Consider the following 16423-nt stretch of genomic DNA (forward strand, 5'->3'; position numbering starts at 1 on the left):
AATGGCTCCTTGAGCTATAAATGGATTGATCGGCCAGCGCATGGTTGATTGCATGGATCAACATGTACGGCCTGTATTTTATCAGGCGGTTGTCCCCGGCAACTTTACAGGACGGGGCTCCGTGAAAGGTTTACCCTCAATTCCTTCCAGTTCACAGGCCCTGTGTATCGCCGGGCGCATTTCCAGCCGTTCGCACAGGGCGCGCAGGTGCGGCGTCGCCGCCAGGGACCACTTGCCCTCATTACGATAGATCTGCGCCCACCTGGCACAGGCCGCAAGATAGTGGTCGAGGATGGAAAGGTCCTGTCCCAGGAGAAATGGTCCGTTCCAAGTGGCAAGTTCAGTTTCCAGATGCGCGAAACTGCCGGCAATCCGGCGGGTCAGCCCAGCGTGAAGGCTCAAGGCCGTCTCCGGTTCTCGAACGTATCTTTCCGGCTTGAAGGAGATCCGAAGGTCGGAATGCAGGGTGTTTGAGAGAAAAAACAGCCATTTCAGAAATCGGCCGCGCTGTGGAGAGGCCGGCGCCGGGGCCAGACAGCCTTGCGCATCCGCCAGATGCAGGGCGATCGCGGCGGTTTCGAACATGGGGGCATCCTGACCCGGCACTTCCAGAACCGGGATCAAACCTTGGGGATTGAGCCGCCGATATGCTTCCGAATTCTGTTCGGAGATCAACCTGTCAACAGCCACGTAGTCATAGGGCAGGCCCAGTTCTTCCAGTATCATCCTGACAATGAAATTGGCGCTGTCAGGCGAACCGTGCAGGCGATAGCACTCCAGCCCCTCAGGTTTCCGGGTCGGTTCAGTTGCGACAAGCAAATCGGTCACCCCACAGCTCTCCATCGAATTGCGTGTCTTTCAAACGGCTGGCCTTGAGCGATATCAAGGCACGACCGGGCGAAGGACGGATAGATCGACACATGATGAAAGATCCGCTCTCCTACGCCATGCGCAACGTACCGCGCTATACAAGTTATCCGACAGCACCGCATTTTCATGACGGCGTAACGGCCGGCGTTTATGCGGACTGGCTCAAGGCGCTTTCGCCGCAGGACTCGCTTTCGCTGTACCTGCATGTCCCCTATTGCCGGGAGCTCTGCCATTATTGCGGCTGCCATACCAAGGCAACCCGTCAGGATGCGCCGCTCAAGGCCTATGCAGCGACACTCGGCCAGGAAATCAATCTGGTTGCCGGGCACATGCCGAATGCCGGTCCTGTCCGGCACATTCACTGGGGCGGCGGCACACCCAGCCTTCTGCCACGGCAGAGCCTGATCGACCTCACCGGCCTGATGCGTGTCAATTTCGACCTTGCACCGGACCTGGAACATGCCATCGAACTCGATCCGAGGCTTGTTACGGAACAGCTCGCCGAGACGCTGGCCATCATCGGAGTGAACCGGGCCAGCCTTGGCGTTCAGGACTTTGATCCCGACGTTCAAAAGGCTATCGGCCGTCTTCAGCCCTACAGGGTCGTCAAACAGGCCGTAGAGTTTCTGACGGCAGCCGGTGTCACCGCGCTCAATTTCGACCTGATGTACGGATTGCCCGGCCAGTCGCCGGAAACGATATTCGATACGGTGGAAAAGACGCTCTCGCTGGCGCCCGGGCGCATTGCCCTGTTCGGCTATGCCCATATGCCCTGGATGCGCAAGCATCAGCGCCTGATTGACGAAAGCACCTTGCCGAATGCCGCCGAACGGCTGGCCCTTGCGGACCTCGCCCGCGCGGAACTGCTCAAGGCCGGTTATGTCGCCATCGGACTAGATCATTTTGCCCGGCCGAACGACAGCATGGCCATCGCCCTTTCGGACGGCTCCTTGAAGCGCAATTTCCAGGGCTATACGACGGACCAGGGCGAACAACTCGTTGGCTTCGGCGTCTCCTCCATCGGACGTCTGTCTGCCGGCTATGTTCAGAACATGTCTGATGTCGGCAACTGGCGCCGGGCAATCATGGCGAGCGAATTGCCGGTATCCAAGGGCTTGGCGCTTTCTGCCGACGACCGTTTGCGGGCACGGATCATCGAAGAGCTGATGACCAACTATGCCTGCGATCTCATACCGGCCTGCCGCGCATTCGGCCTGCCGACAAGCCATTTGAACGATGCTTTCGATGCCTTGCAGGACCTGGCCGCCGATGGCCTGGTCCGTCTGGAAGTCGGCAATGAAATTGCCAGGGTTGAAGTGACTGAGGCCGGACGGCCCTACGTACGTCTCGCAGCTGCAGCCTTTGACGCCTATCTGGCGGCGAGCCAGGCAAGTGGCAAGGCCCGGCATTCTGCCGCGGTTTGAAGAAAATGGCCCCAAGGCGAAACCTTGGGGCGGAATACCGAACTTGCCAGCTTACGGATCGCCGAAGATCGACAACAAAAAAGGCCGCGAAAATCGCAGCCCTTTCCAGGTCGACTATAAAGCAACGGATCAGTGCATACCTGTCATCTGACAGAGGCTGCAGACCTTGTTGAGATGGATCTGGTCGGCGCGGTCGACGCGGATAACGCCCCGGCGTTTCAGATCGGACACAACGCGGCTGACAGTTTCGATGGTCAAACCCAGATAGTCGGCGATTTCCTGCCGGGTCATGTGCAGTCTCAGGTCGAACCCGTCGTCGCTGTCGTCAATCGGCCCGATGCAGCCGACACCACCGCGATCCGGAACGAGATGCATCAGAAAGCTTGCAACCCTTTCGACGGCAGACTTGCGGCCGAGCAGAACGGCATGCTCGTGCAGCACGCGCATCTGGTTGGTCAGGCATCTGGTGAGCGTGCGCTGAAGCGCATCGGAGCGTTCGACCTGCTTCAGATCGATTTCCTGAATTTCGGCATTGGTGAGTGTTTCGGCGGTGCAGTCGTTCTCGTCACTGCCGGCAAGACCGAAAATGTCACCGGGACGAAGGACTTCGACAACCTGGCGGCGTCCGTCCGGCAGCAGCTTGTAAAGCATCACCGAGCCCTTCACCAACTCATAGAGCCGCTTTGCGGGATCGCCTTCGTAATAGATCACCGCATGGGTGTCGTATTGGACAGCCTTGCCGCCAAATTCCGAAAACGATGTCTTGCTGGGTGTGCAGATGGGAGCACCTGTCATTCTTGGTGCTGCGCCCTGGCCGGGGGTACCCGCGTCGAAATAAGCCATATGTCCCTCCTTCGTGCCTGTGGCACGGCCTTCATTTGCTACGTCAGCGGGTGATCTCCATTCCTTGGCGCTTCCATTTCCGCACCGCTCGAAAAATCGACCACTGCTTGCAGGTGTCCCGTCCGACACCCCGCAGCTTGCAGGATGCACTCTAAAACGCGGAGTGCACACAACGTAATTCGGTCGACTGCGTAAGATAAACTACATATGAGCTGTAACGACGCAGCCGACTAAGGTCTAATCAGGCCGGGACCGTCTGCGCGTTTCGGGCGCGCGAAGCCAACGCCCGCCAAAATCGGCAGCGCTCAATCTCGAACACTCAATTTTCTGAAATTGCTTCAAGCAGGCGGAGAGATCAGATGATCGCCTTCTGAGCCATGGCCGCCGTCAGCATGTCTATCGACAGCGGTTTCCTCAGGACCTTGAGCCCCGGAAGCTCACGAATTTGCTGCAACAGGTTCACTCTCGACTTGCCTGAAATGGCAAGGATGCTCGGAGGTGTTGGCAGGCCCATGAGTTCACGAACGACATCCGTGCCGCATCTGTCGGGAAGGCCGATGTCCACGATCACCCAATCGTCCGACGAAGGAATTCCGCCGGCGAAAAAACTCTCCGCATCTTTGTAAGTTATCGGATGATGATCGAGATCTTCGAGCGCAATCGCCAATGCATCGGCGACTGCTTCATCATCTTCAACAATGTGAACAACCACGAATGTAGATCCTCAAAGCCTGCCCCCAACGCAGACGATCAATCATACATACGCGATATTTTGCTTGCCGGATGTACGCAGAAATACGTTTCGGCATGCCGGTCATCCGGAAATGCATTCCTGCCGTTCACCTGAACCCGGCTTATCCCGAGGCGGAGTGGCCCAAAACAATGCGAACGAGATCCGCCGCATTGCGTGCACCCAGTTTTTCCATGATCCGCGCCCGGTGCACTTCTACCGTTCTCGGACTGATTCCAAGAGTGCGCCCGGCTTCCTTGTTGGAAGCTCCGTCGGTGATTTCCTTCAGGACTTCCAGCTCACGGCGGGTCAGCAGATCCGCTCCCTGGAAGGAGGCCGTGACGACCTCGTCCTGACGCTGCTTGGTGATGGCGATGCTTTCCTTCACCCGCTCCAGCACGGTTTCAGCGGAAAACGGTTTCTCCACGAAGTCAAAGGCGCCGTTGCGAATGGCTTCAACAGCCATCGGAATGTCGCCCTGGCCGGAAATGATGAAGATCGGCGCCGGATAGTGTTCGGCATTCAGCGCCTTGAGAATCTCGATGCCGGAGCGCCCAGGCATATGGACATCCAGCATGACACAGGCAGGAACAGCCTTGCTTGCAGACTGCACGAAAGTGTCGCCATCCGAGAAGGTTTCGACCACATAGCCTTCCATATTGAAAAGCACCGACAGCGCGTCGCGCACCGCTGGATCATCATCAACGATGTATATGGCCTCCGCGTCAGCTTTCATGTCCATCACTTCCTCAGCTCATTTCTTTCGAACCGTTCGTTTCGGCTCTTTCTGCAACATCTTCTTCGGGCGGGTCTATTGGCAGAGACAACACGAAGGAGGCTCCTCGTCCGTTTGCCCCCTTCTCCAGGCGCAAATCACCACCATGGTTTTGAGCAATCGAACGGGATATCGCCAAGCCCAGGCCAACCCCCTTGTGCTTGGCACCCGTAAAGGCCCGGAACAGGTTGTCAACCAGCTCTTCGGGAACGCCCGGACCGTTGTCCGTAACCCGAAATTCCAGGCGATCTCCATTCCGGCATACGGCCAGTACCACCTTGCGGTCGGCCTGATCGCAGACCGCTTCTCGCGCATTGCGCAGCAGGTTGATGAGAATCTGCCGAATCTGCACCGGGTCGGCCATCAGTGGCGGCAGTCCTCTTGCGATCTCGGCCTTCATGATCGATCTGCCATTGCCGCTGCCGAGTTCCGCCATTTCCAGGCAGCTGGTGACAAAGTCCCGCACTTCGATCGACTGGCGATTGGGCGTTTTCTTTTCCACCAGTTGACGCATGCGCTGGATGATTTCTCCCGCCCGCTCGGCTTCGCGTACCGCCTTGTCGATAACCTCGATGATGAAGGGATCCAGGGATTTGTCGGCACGGGTCTTGCGCGATACGGATTGCAGGTAGAGCAGTACCGCGGTCAGCGGCTGGTTGAGCTCATGCGCGATCGCCGCGCCCATTTCGTCCAGTGCGCTGATCCGGGTCATGTGGAGAAGCTGTGCCTGGGTCTTGGCCAACCGGTCTTCCATCTGTCGGCGCGAGCGCAGGTCGCGCAGGATGCCGATGAATTGTCGTCCGGCCGGTGTCCATGCCTCACCGACAGACAGCTCGATGGGAAAGACCGTACCGTCCTTGTGGCGGGCCTGGACCTCGCGGCCGATACCGATGATCTTCTTATGACCGGTGGTGAGATAGTTGTTCACGTAGTGATCGTGCGCGTTGGCATATTCAGCAGGCATGATCCTGTTGACATTGCGTCCCAGCAGGTCGGCGGCTTCATAGCCGAAAAGGCGTTCGCAGGCCTTGTTGAAGGCCAGCACCTGCGCACGGTCATTGATCACGACAATACCGTCGGCCGCGGTATCGAAAACACTGGCAAGACGCGCTTCCGTTACGGCTGCATTGTCATCATCGTGATCTAAAACGTCGTCGCCCACCGTCCCCGCACCCAAATGGAATTCTCGTCCCGTCTAGGTTTAAGGGTTTTCCCGTAGGCCAGCAACCCGTCAGGGCTCTAAATCTCTGGTATCCAAGTGCTAATTCGACGCACTGCTTCCTCCAGGTGATCCTCGCGCCGGGCATAGCATAACCTTAGGTGATGTTCACCGCCCTTGCCGAACGCAGTGCCCGGCGCAAGACCCACACCTGTCTGGCGAACAAGGTCCAGCGCAAAGTTGCGTGTGTCCGTGACGCCCTCAATGGAAAAGAAGAGATAGAACGCGCCGTCGGGTGGCAGCACCTTCACGCGGTTAAGGCCCTGCAATCCCTTGAGAACACAGTCACGCCCCTTGCGAGCACGTGCGACCTGCTCCTGCAGGAACGTGCGCCCTTCGGTCAGGGCGGCAACGGCGCCCCACTGCGAAAAGGACGGAACACCCGACGTGGAATACTGGATCAGGTTTTCAAACACCTGGCCGAGTTCCGGCGGCGCCGAGACCCAGCCGACCCGCCACCCGGTCATTGCCCAGTTCTTGGACATGGAATTCACGAAGATGATGCGGTCGTCTTCTTCGGCGATATCGTAGAAGGAGGGCGAACGCTCCCCTTCCCCGTAATAGAACAGTGCATAGATTTCGTCCGCGATGATCCAAAGGTCATGCTTTCGCGCGAGATCCAGAAAAGCCTTCAAGAGGTTTTCGCTTGCAACCCATCCGGTCGGGTTGCAGGGCGAGTTCAGGAAGAGCGCGGTCGTGTGCGGTGTGATCGCTGCTTCGACGTCCTCGATGGCCAGCCGCCAGCCGTCATCTTCCTCCCGCATCGGCACACTGACCGAACGCGCCCCGTGAATTTCGATGGCAGCCGATATGTTCGGCCAGGACGGCGTCGGCACGATCACTTCGCGCCCGGCTCCTGCAACCGCCTGCACGGCGAGCTGAATGGACTGCATGCCCGATCCGGTCACATAGAATCGTTCCGGCGAGAAAGGCTTGCCGTATAGATCCTGATGATAGGCCGCCAGTGCCTCGCGCAGCTGCGGGATGCCGCGCTGGTATGTGTAGAACGTCTCGCCCCGGTCGAGCGACGCTTTTGCGGCTGCGCGGATGAACTCGGGCGTCGGCAGATCGCCTTCGCCGGCCCAGAGCGGGATCAGATCTTTCCGGTCACGACCGGCATTGAAAACTTCGACGATACCGCTTTCAGGTGCGGTTCTGGCTTCCGGGCTCAATCGCTCGATCAGGCTGGTCACGTGGCAGATCCTTCATTGTCAATTGGCGCCACCTTATCGGGTTTGCTTGCCAATGTTCCATGAAAGGATGTGAAGAAGACTTCACCGAAGGTGATCAATTCACATACCTTGGGAAAGCCTTGAAAGCAGATCAGTCGCAAGGCGAATAGACAGATCGATTTGGCTGTGGTCGGATCGGACAAGGCAGCGTAAGGGGTTGCCGGGAAACAGGTTCGAGCCGGCCCAACAAGAGGCCGACGGACCCCATGCCGCTCGGGAGGACGGTTACCAGATCATGCTGCATGGATGGCTCGTGATACTGGCCGCAACGGCCTACATCCTGTGCTTGTTCGCCATCGCCAGCTTCGGCGACCGGATGCCGCGCCGGTATTCGTCGCGTACGGGCGGCCGCCCCTTCATCTACGCCCTGTCGCTTTCGGTCTATTGTACCTCCTGGACCTTCTACGGCTCAGTCGGCAATGCCAGCCGGACGGGCATCGAATTCCTGACCATCTATATCGGCCCCTTGATTGTTTTCGCGCTCGGATACCCGCTGCTGCAGCGGATCATCCAGATCTCCAAGACAGAAAGCATCACGTCGATCGCCGATTTCATCGGTGCGCGGTACGGCAAGAGCCAGTCGGTCGCAGCACTTGCCACACTGATTGCGGTCATTGGCGTCATTCCCTACATCGCCCTGCAGCTGAAAGCCGTGTCGCTGTCGATCACCACCATGATCGGCCCGCTGATTTCCCCCGGTGACATCTTCACGCCGGTGTTCGATGACGTCACCCTGCTGATTGCCCTCGGCATGGCCATCTTCAGCTGGGCGTTCGGGACAAGACACATTGATGCGACGGAGCATCAGGAAGGGCTGATGCTGGCGATCGCAGCCGAGGCGGTGGTCAAGCTCATTGCCTTTCTCGCGGTCGGCTTCTGGGTCACCTACTCGCTTTTCGACGGCCCGGTCGATCTGATCCGTTCCATCTCGGAAGCGCCTGAAGTCGCGCAGATTTTCGAAAAACCGCTGAACATCGGCAACTGGCTCGTCATGTCGTGCCTGTCGGCCTTTGCGGTGCTCTTGTTGCCGCGCCAGTTCCACGTCACCGTGACAGAGAACAATTCAGACGCCGAGCTGCGCCGCGCGACCTGGATGTTTCCGCTCTATCTGGTGCTGATCAACCTGTTCGTAATCCCGATTGCAGCTGCCGGCCTGCTGCGCTTCGGACAGGACGTCAATCCGGATACCTTCGTTCTGGCTCTGCCCATAGACGCCGGACACCCGTGGCTTGCCCTCTTTGCCTTCATAGGAGGCCTTTCGGCGGCAACAGCCATGGTCATCGTGGCGACGGTTGCGCTGGCCATCATGATTTCCAACGACATCGTTGTTCCGCTCCTGCTGCGCCGGCACAGCGAGGACGACATCGTCAACATCGGCGGCCAGGACATGAGCGACCGGCTGCTCACGATCCGCCGCCTCGCCATCTTCGGCATCCTTCTGCTGGCCTATGCCTACTACAAGGCAGCCGGCAATACCGCGGCGCTCGTCTCCATCGGGCTTTTGTCCTTCGCCGCAATCGCGCAATTCGCTCCTGCTTTCGTCGGCGCCCTCTTCTGGCGCCGGGCCACGTCTCTGGGGGCCATCGCCGGGCTGAGCGGCGGCTTTGTCTTCTGGGCCTACACACTTCTTCTGCCGACCTTCGCCAAATCCGGTCTGATTTCCGACGGCTTCCTGGAAACCGGCCCGTTCGGAATTAGCGAACTGAACCCGCAGGCCCTGCTCGGGATCACCATGGACCCGTTCATCCATGGCACCCTGTGGAGCCTTTTCGTCAACATTGTCCTGTTTGTAGGCGGCTCCTTCCTGAGAAAGCCTCTGCCCGCGGAAACCCTTCAGGCAAACGTCTTCGTACCGGCCGAGTTCGCCCCCTCCCCCAGCCTGCGTTACTGGCGTACGTCCGTTACCGCCGGAGACTTGCAGGCAACCGTCGCGCGCTATCTCGGCGAAGAGCGGACGGCCCGTTCGTTCCGGCGGTTTGCGAGCGAACGAGGTATCGAACTCGATCCGAAAACTTTGGCGGACGCCAACCTGCTGCGCTTTTCCGAGCAGCTTCTGGCAAGTGCCATTGGCGCGGCCTCGTCGCGCCTTGTGCTGACCTTGATGCTCAAGCGGCACGACCCGTCGACCAAGGGCGCAGTGAAGCTGCTCGACGACGCCTCCATCGCCATTCAGTACAACCGCGACCTGTTGCAGACGGCACTCGATCAGGTGCGCCAGGGCATCGGAGTGTTCGACCGGGATCTGCGTCTGATCTGCTGGAACAGGCAGTTCCGCGACCTGCTGGGACTGCCTGCCGAATATGGTCAGGTCGGCACCACACTGGATGCGATCCTGCGTTTCAACGCGGAACGGGGCGAGCATGGCCCCGGGCCAGTGGAAGCGATCGTCGCCGACCGGATCGAGAAGCTGGTGCTGATCCAGGAAACCTTTCAGGAAAAACTGGAATCAAGCGGAGCGGTGTTCGAAGTCCGCATCAGTCCGATGCCCGACGGCGGCATTGTGACCACCTATACAGACATCACCGAACGGGTTCTGGCAGAAGAAGCTCTCGCCCGCGCCAACGAGACGCTGGAACGCCGGGTCAGGGAACGCACGGAAGAACTCACCCACGTCAACGAACGCCTGGTGGAGGCCACCCACGCCGCGGAAGAAGCCAATATCGGCAAGACCCGTTTCCTGGCAGCGGCCGGACATGACATCCTGCAGCCCCTGAATGCCGCCCGTCTTTACGCCTCGGTTCTGGTCGACAAGCTTAAGGACGGCGACGACGGCTCGCTGGTCCGCAATGTGGAAATGGCACTGGAATCGGTCGAGGACATTCTCGGCGCCGTCCTCGATATTTCCAGGCTCGACACCGGCGCCCTGAAACCGGAACCGACGGTCTTCCGGCTGGACGAACTGCTGCGCGGAATCGATCTCGATTTCCAGCCTGTCGCCAAGGAAAAGGGGCTGGAACTGCGGATCGTGCCGACGTCCCTTTCGGTGCGGACAGACAGACGCCTTATGCGTCGCCTGCTGCAAAACCTCGTTTCGAACGCCTTGAAATACACTCAGTCAGGCCGCGTCCTTGTGGGGTGCCGCCGACGCGGCAATCGGGTGATCGTGGAAATTCACGACACCGGCATGGGCATCCCGAAAAGCAAGCAGAAGGCGATTTTCCAGGAGTTTCACCGGCTGGATGACGGCATGCGCGTTGCCAAGGGGCTGGGGCTAGGCTTGTCCATTGTCGAGCGCATCAGCCACGTTCTGAACCACCCGGTTGAACTCCGCTCGGAAGCCAACAAGGGCTCGTGCTTCTCGGTCGAACTGCCTCGTTCCGCGGACATGCCCGATCTCGTTCCCATTCCGCAGGCCCCAACCATGGCTGGCCAGCTTGATGGTCTTTGCGTTGTGGCCATCGACAACGAGCCGGACATCCTGAGCGGCATGCGCCACCTGCTGACGAACTGGAACTGCAAGGTGATTGCAGCTGCCGATGACGTGGAGGCGGCAAACGAGCTCAGCAAAGCCGGCCTGACGCCGGACGTCATACTGGCGGACTATCACCTCGACAATGGCACCGGTATCGAGGCGATCTTGAAACTGAGATGGAAATTCGGTCGCCAGATCCCCGCGATCCTGATCACCGCGGACCGAAGCCGGCCTGTGCGCACGGAAGCCGAGGAAAAGGACATCGCCTTCTTCAACAAGCCGTTGAAACCAGCTGCCCTGCGTGCCCATCTGGCCCGCTGCCAGGCAGGCCAGGCGGCCGAATAAGCCGCGTTGGAGCCCGGGATCCGGACGCTGTCGGCACCAATGCATCAGGAAGCGGAGCGGAGCGCTCCAGGGTTCTTCGGCGCGGTGCTCGGCGAACGGTCCTGCCAGTCTTCCCTGCGGATCTGGGCAACCCGCATCGGATTGGGATCCGGCTTGCCGAAGTAATAGCCTTGCATGGTGTCGCAGCCGAGCGTGCGCAAAGCATCCACCTGAAACTGGCGCTCCACGCCTTCTGCCGTGACTTCCAGACCAAGGTTATGCGCAAGCGCAATGACTGCAGAGATGATCGCCAGACCGTCGCTGCGTTCGCCGATCTCATCGACGAAGGATTTGTCGATCTTGATCTTGTCGAACTTGTAGTGCCGCAGATACGAAAGAGACGAATAGCCCGTGCCGAAGTCGTCCAGCGCGATGCGGATACCAAGGTCACGCAATTTCTGCAGCTTGATCGATGCTGTGCCGAAGTCGCGCAGGAACACGGATTCGGTTATTTCCAGGACAAGGCGTTCCGGCGGGAACCCCGTTTCCTGCAGCACGGTCAGGATCTGTTCCACCAGATTTGGATCCATGAACTGGACCGGCGACAGGTTGACCGCAACGCTCTCCAGCTCGGGACATTGGGCCGCCGCTGCACAGGCTTTCCTCAGAACCCAACTGCCGAGCGGCAGTATCAGACCGGCGTGTTCGGCAATCGGAATGAACACGTCCGGCGGCACCTCACCACGCTCGGGATGCAGCCAGCGGAGCAGGACCTCGCTGGACACCACCTTGCCGGACCGGGCGTCCACGATCGGCTGAAAATCGACATTGAGCTTGCCGTATTCGAATGCTTCGCGCAGATCCGATTCCAGTTCGCGGCGTTCGCGGACCTCACGCTCCATGTCCTGCTCGAAGGCGAGCGACCGTCCCCGGCCGCCTTCCTTTGCCTTGTAAAGCGCAATGTCAGCCTTGCGCATCAGATCGTCGACAGTGTCCTTGCTATCGCACAGACGGGTGAACCCGACGGTGGCGCCAATGGCGAAGTCGCGACGGCCAATCCGGAAAGGCTTGCGTGTCACGGCAACCAGTTCCTCGGCAAATGCAAGAGCCGCCTGATCGCTGACGAAACGGCCGAGCGCGGCGAATTCGTCGCCACCGAAACGCGCGAGCATCGTTCTGCCTTCGCCAAGGGCGGTAAACCGGCTTGCGACCTGCCTCAGAAGTTCATCCCCTGCCGGGTGTCCGCTGGTATCGTTCACGACCTTGAAATTGTCGAGGTCAATGAGGAAGAGCGTCAGTGTGTTCTGGCCATTCTGGTTTTGCTCTTCCAGTTGCGCTTCGGCCTGTTTCAGGAACCAGCTCCGATTGCCGATCCCCGTCAGGGAATCGTGCTCGGCCAGGTGAGAAACAAGGGCGCTTGCCCTGCGGGCTTCGGTGATGTCGGAAGCAACACCGCGGTAACCGGTAAAGGAACCATGGTCGTCGTAGACCGGACGTGCTGCCAGGGACCACCAGCGTTCCTCGCCGTTCACGTCCACCCCGATGACGATTTCGCGGAAGGCCTGCTGACGCTTCATGGCGTTTTCCAGCCTGGTCACGGCGGACCGCGCATCGTTCTCGTCCAGGGAATAGGCCAGATCGACCATGCGCATGGTTTCCAGTTCTGCCCGGTCCCGGCCGCTGGCATGTAAGAACCGGTCGGAAATGGAATGCAGATTACCGTGGCTATCCGATTTCCAGAGCCAGTCGCTGGACTTTTCCTCGAACTCGTTCAGCAGCAGGGCGATCAGTTCACCGCGTTGTTCCAGCTCGGCTTCAGCAAGAAAATGGGAGGCAAACAGCCAGCCTGCCGAAGCAACGCTGCCGACCACCACCAGCGTGTAGCTGCTCAACAGGAAGACCAGCGGCCACAGCTCCGCGCTGCGTCCGATTGCGAACGATACGAGCGATGCAAGGAAAAGGATCGCAACCCAGCGAAAGGCTGCCTGCGGCACGGTTGCCAGAGTAAAACCGCCACCACACAGCATGCCGGTGGTGACGCAGGAGGCAATCCAGATGCCGTCCGGATCGCCATAGCCGAATGCGGCAATTGGAACGACCGCCCAAAGACCACTGAAAATCGTCGCGTGCAAGACCGCCTTGTTCAGCGATCGCCGCGAGGCAAGATGAATAGGCGATCTGTTCGCTTTCAGCCACTTGTACAGGGTGTAGGCAAGAAAAGCTCCAATGGCCGCAATCCAGACCGCAATGAAACTGAACGGCATGAAGTGCTGAAACGCGAGCGTAATGACGATTACGTTGACGACGTTTGCCAGCACGATAAAGGGTGTCAGGCGCGCGATACTTGCGATCTGCGCTGCACGTACCTTGCGGGCGAGGAGTTCGTCGACCACCGGGTGACCGAACGCGAGCATGAAGGCGCGAACAGGATTGCTTTCCTGCTGTCCGGTCTGCGTGTCCGCGTCAGACTGGAAGTCCACCTTGAGCTGACGACCGGGCAACACGAAGGCCATGCCGATCGTCTTGAAGATCAGTCGCCAATTGAAGCTGGACCGCATTTTCTCTCCGGGTGGCTACTCGCACTCTGCGTGGCAGCGCCCCGCAGCAATGACGGTTACAGCCATTCCCTGAAATTACGGTAAAAACGGTGGTCTGGATTCCGCAATGTTTTTGCAATCCTGACTGGAAAGCTCGCACTGAAGGCCTACAGAAATTGTATCCGGGCAGGTCTCTCTCAGCACGCAAAGCAGAAAACGGTCTCCCGCATTGGAGACCGTTTCCAGGTAGAGCAGCCAGAAAGTAACGTGGCGCGTGTGCTCGCTGTCACTGTGCCTGGACAGCCTCGGCGGTTTCGCCGCCAACCTGCCACTGCCCGGCCTCGATCTTGGACGCTGCAATAACGGCCTGGGTTCTGCTTTCCACGCCAAGCTTTTGCAGGATCGCTGATACATGGGCCTTTACGGTCGCTTCCGAAACGGACAGTTCGTAGGCAATCTGCTTGTTCAGAAGACCTTCGGACAGCATCATCAGAACACGAACCTGTTGGGGGGTAAGCGTTGCGAGGCGCTGGACCAGATCACCACTGCCATCGTCGGCGGCAAGGTCGACATCCGGCGGGGTCCACATGTTGCCGGACATGACCTCCGAAATCGCCTCACGGATGACATCGATCCCGTGAGACTTCGGAATGAAGCCGGAAGCTCCGAATTCAACCGCGCGCCGGATGGCCTGCGGATCTTCATTGGCCGAGACCACGACCACCGGAACGCCGGAATATTGGGCCCGCAGGTACATAAGCCCGGAAAAGCCGCGCATGCCGGGCATGGACAGATCAAGCAGGATGAGATCGACTTCGCCATCCTGTTCCAGCTTGGCCGTAACGTCCTCCAACGCACCGGCTTCCTCGATCACAGCATCGGGGTATTGTGTTTCGAGCGTTTGACGCAGAGCACCCCGGAACAGGGGATGATCATCCGCGATGATGAACCGATACGATGTCGCCGACACGTTGTTATTCCTCCCTCAACGGTCCGTTTGGCCCGCAGGTTCCGCCAGAGCCATGCGTCACAGTCATCCTGCACCCGCTCGCTTCTTGATTTTGTGGCGAAGCCCCGTTGTTGCGGCCATTGTGAAGTATGTTTGCAACATGGGTTACGCGCAAGTCAAACCATGCTTTTGACCAACACTCCATGTTCACGCGCTGCGCATTCGCTGCTGGCACGGCAAATAGGCTGCCTTTGGGCGCAAGAAAAATAGTCAAGTTAGAACCATCAACAAAAACAACCTAAAGTTTAAATCACGCCGCCGCAGTTGATCTTTTCATTTTACCCACTTCCTCAACGTTGCCTGAACTAATTTTCCAGAATCTACATTTCTTGTTGATAATCAATGCAAAGACAGCAACAAATGACCTGTCCAATACACATCACATAATCAAAAATCACTGAGTGCACGAAGCAATTATGACAATTCAGGCAACGCTGTTTTCATTTGTGAACCGTTGGGAATGTGACGAAAACGATCATCTGAACGTCCAGTTCTACTTCAGCCGTTTCGAGGAAGCAGATCGCCAGTTCCGGCTGATGACCGGCTTGAGCGAAACCGTCGTGGGGGCTCGCCGGGTGCGCCACGTGCGCTACCACAAGGAGATGCGCACGGGGGACCTGATCACGGTGCACTCCAGCATCGCCTTTGACGGCCCGCATATGCTCACTGTCATTCACGAAATGCGCGACGCCGCCACGGGAACGCTCTCGGCAACAGCTCTCGACGGATATGAGCCGAGCGCCAGCGCCGCGAAGACCTTGCGCCAGCGCTTCCGCGACTTCCAGACGCCAATGATTGCAGAAGCCGGACCAAGGGGGATTTCCGCCGGACCGGCAAATGCACGCGCGACGCTTGCGGCCCTGCAGTCGAAAGGCGCTCAGATCGTCTACCGGGGAACCGTTTTGCCCCGCGACATCGGTCCGGACGGCAAGGCCGACGACAGATTTGCGCTGTCCTGCTGCACGGACGGCGTAGCGCATGTCTGGCAGCGTACGCCGATGACACACGCCTATTTGACGGAAAACGGTTTCGGCCGGGTGGCCGTTGAAATGAAGCTGACCTGGATCACACCGCTGAAGACCGGCGACGCAATGCTGGTGGTTTCCGGCTTTACCGGCGTCAATCCAAAGACCTTCTCGATGCGCCATCACCTGTTTGAAACACGGACGAACCGTCTCGCCGCCGTCCTGGATGTTGTCGCGCTGACGATGGATCTGACCAGGCGTGTTGCCGTGGAACAGCCGGATGAAGCCTATCAGAGCATCAACAAGATGCTGATCGACTGACGTCTCCCGGCCAAGGAACTTTGCCGGACACAGCGTGCCCCTGGCAGGGACACGCTGTTTTTTTATCCTGACTTCAGGCGATCAGTTGGCTTCGCCTTCGAAGTCCTTCTGCAGATCGCGAACCATGCCAAAGAAACGACGCATGGCGCTTTCTGTGAAAGTCAGAACCTTTTCCAGTTCCTCATCTTCCTCGGTTGTCGATGGGCTGCGTCCGCCCTGACTGGAGCCGGGTGCCTTTGGGCGATCAAGTGCGGAACCGGGTGGCAATTGCTTGTCGGACTTTACGCCATTGCCTTCCAACTCCTCCACACGGGCTGTCAGGCGATCCACTTCACCGGCCAGCTCGTTGATTTCAGCAAGATAGGCATCTTCTGCCAGCGGCACGGGATTGCAGCGCCAGGCGTCGCTCTGCTCCTTGCAAATGGAGACGGTCCCGTTCTGCCGGTCCACCCTGAGGATATCCTCATCCACCCTGACTAGGGAAAAGCGGTCCGCCTGTCCCTTTGTCACTGCGTCTGCGGTTTCAGGGGCGACACTGTCCTGAGCGACAGCTGCCGGGACCAGAAGAACGGCCACGGCCAGCCCGCGGACCACGGGAGCCAGATATTTGTTGCGGATCGTCATATTGCCTCTCCGGTTGCCGGCCTCGCGCTTTCGCGCCCCAGGCATTTCAGTTGAAACAGGGGCACAAGCGTCTGGCCGTTTGTATCTTGCCATGGGTGCCATATTTCCATGGCCAAAGCACGACTTAAGGGCGGGTTT

The 16423-nt window shown here is 58.9% G+C and carries 12 protein-coding genes; 3 read left to right on the forward strand and 9 right to left on the reverse strand.

All coding sequences use genetic code 11. The features are described 5' to 3' along the window. Positions 1-81: 81 nt before the first annotated feature. Positions 82-828 (reverse strand): glutathione S-transferase family protein, encoded by a 747-nt coding sequence (locus tag ACP90_RS21485; RefSeq protein ID WP_208993382.1) that lies wholly within the window; start codon positions 826-828, stop codon positions 82-84. A gap of 92 nt (positions 829-920) precedes the next feature. Here ACP90_RS21485 and hemN point away from each other — a divergent pair, with 92 nt between their 5' ends. Beyond that, complete coding sequence (gene hemN / locus ACP90_RS21490; protein ID WP_062491856.1) at positions 921-2294, forward strand: oxygen-independent coproporphyrinogen III oxidase; 1374 nt, start codon at positions 921-923, stop codon at positions 2292-2294. A 129-nt stretch (positions 2295-2423) separates the two neighbouring features. Here hemN and ACP90_RS21495 read toward each other — a convergent pair whose 3' ends face one another. From ACP90_RS21495 to ACP90_RS21515, 5 genes are all read right to left on the reverse strand, one after another. After that, positions 2424-3137: a helix-turn-helix domain-containing protein gene (locus ACP90_RS21495; RefSeq protein WP_208984447.1), complete on the reverse strand. Its 714-nt coding sequence runs from the start codon at positions 3135-3137 to the stop codon at positions 2424-2426. 355 nt (positions 3138-3492) lie between these two features. Further along, positions 3493-3849, reverse strand: a complete 357-nt coding sequence (locus tag ACP90_RS21500) for a response regulator (protein ID WP_062489950.1) — start codon at positions 3847-3849, stop codon at positions 3493-3495. Positions 3850-3991: 142 nt separating this feature from the next. After that, positions 3992-4609, reverse strand: a complete 618-nt coding sequence (locus ACP90_RS21505) for a response regulator (RefSeq protein WP_023001753.1) — start codon at positions 4607-4609, stop codon at positions 3992-3994. Between the two features lie 7 nt (positions 4610-4616). Then, on the reverse strand, positions 4617-5804 hold the full coding sequence (locus tag ACP90_RS21510; protein ID WP_023001754.1) for a PAS domain S-box protein: 1188 nt from the start codon (positions 5802-5804) through the stop codon (positions 4617-4619). Between the two features lie 77 nt (positions 5805-5881). Next, positions 5882-7054, reverse strand: coding sequence for a pyridoxal phosphate-dependent aminotransferase (locus ACP90_RS21515; protein WP_062489951.1), 1173 nt, complete (start codon positions 7052-7054; stop codon positions 5882-5884). Between the two features lie 274 nt (positions 7055-7328). Here ACP90_RS21515 and ACP90_RS21525 point away from each other — a divergent pair, with 274 nt between their 5' ends. Further along, a complete protein-coding gene (locus tag ACP90_RS21525; protein ID WP_031269641.1) occupies positions 7329-10850 on the forward strand; it encodes a PAS domain-containing hybrid sensor histidine kinase/response regulator in 3522 nt (1173 codons plus the stop codon). Positions 10851-10894: 44 nt separating this feature from the next. Here the strand turns inward: ACP90_RS21525 and ACP90_RS21530 are convergent, their stop codons facing one another. Continuing rightward, positions 10895-13387, reverse strand: coding sequence for an EAL domain-containing protein (locus ACP90_RS21530; protein WP_062489953.1), 2493 nt, complete (start codon positions 13385-13387; stop codon positions 10895-10897). Between the two features lie 265 nt (positions 13388-13652). Continuing rightward, complete coding sequence (locus tag ACP90_RS21535) at positions 13653-14336, reverse strand: response regulator transcription factor (RefSeq protein WP_062489954.1); 684 nt, start codon at positions 14334-14336, stop codon at positions 13653-13655. A gap of 455 nt (positions 14337-14791) precedes the next feature. On the opposite strand from ACP90_RS21535, the gene ACP90_RS21540 reads away from it, so the two are divergent. Beyond that, positions 14792-15661 carry a thioesterase family protein gene (locus ACP90_RS21540; RefSeq protein WP_023001760.1) on the forward strand — a complete coding sequence of 290 codons (870 nt, stop codon included), beginning with the start codon at positions 14792-14794 and terminating at the stop codon, positions 15659-15661. An 81-nt stretch (positions 15662-15742) separates the two neighbouring features. Here the strand turns inward: ACP90_RS21540 and ACP90_RS21545 are convergent, their stop codons facing one another. Then, on the reverse strand, positions 15743-16285 hold the full coding sequence (locus ACP90_RS21545) for a hypothetical protein (RefSeq protein ID WP_208993383.1): 543 nt from the start codon (positions 16283-16285) through the stop codon (positions 15743-15745). Positions 16286-16423 lie beyond the last annotated feature (138 nt).

The organism is Labrenzia sp. CP4 (genome assembly GCF_001579905.1).
GTDB lineage: Bacteria > Pseudomonadota > Alphaproteobacteria > Rhizobiales > Stappiaceae > Roseibium > Roseibium algicola.

What these genes read in the sequence shown, in the direction of transcription:
- hemN (WP_062491856.1), top strand. Translation starts at nt 921, where the DNA reads ATGATGAAAGATCCGCTCTCCTACGCCATGCGCAACGTACCGCGCTAT.
- ACP90_RS21495 (WP_208984447.1), bottom strand. Translation starts at nt 3,137, where the DNA reads ATGGCTTATTTCGACGCGGGTACCCCCGGCCAGGGCGCAGCACCAAGA.
- ACP90_RS21505 (WP_023001753.1), bottom strand. Translation starts at nt 4,609, where the DNA reads ATGGACATGAAAGCTGACGCGGAGGCCATATACATCGTTGATGATGAT.
- ACP90_RS21525 (WP_031269641.1), top strand. Translation starts at nt 7,329, where the DNA reads ATGCTGCATGGATGGCTCGTGATACTGGCCGCAACGGCCTACATCCTG.
- ACP90_RS21530 (WP_062489953.1), bottom strand. Translation starts at nt 13,387, where the DNA reads ATGCGGTCCAGCTTCAATTGGCGACTGATCTTCAAGACGATCGGCATG.
- ACP90_RS21540 (WP_023001760.1), top strand. Translation starts at nt 14,792, where the DNA reads ATGACAATTCAGGCAACGCTGTTTTCATTTGTGAACCGTTGGGAATGT.
- ACP90_RS21545 (WP_208993383.1), bottom strand. Translation starts at nt 16,285, where the DNA reads ATGACGATCCGCAACAAATATCTGGCTCCCGTGGTCCGCGGGCTGGCC.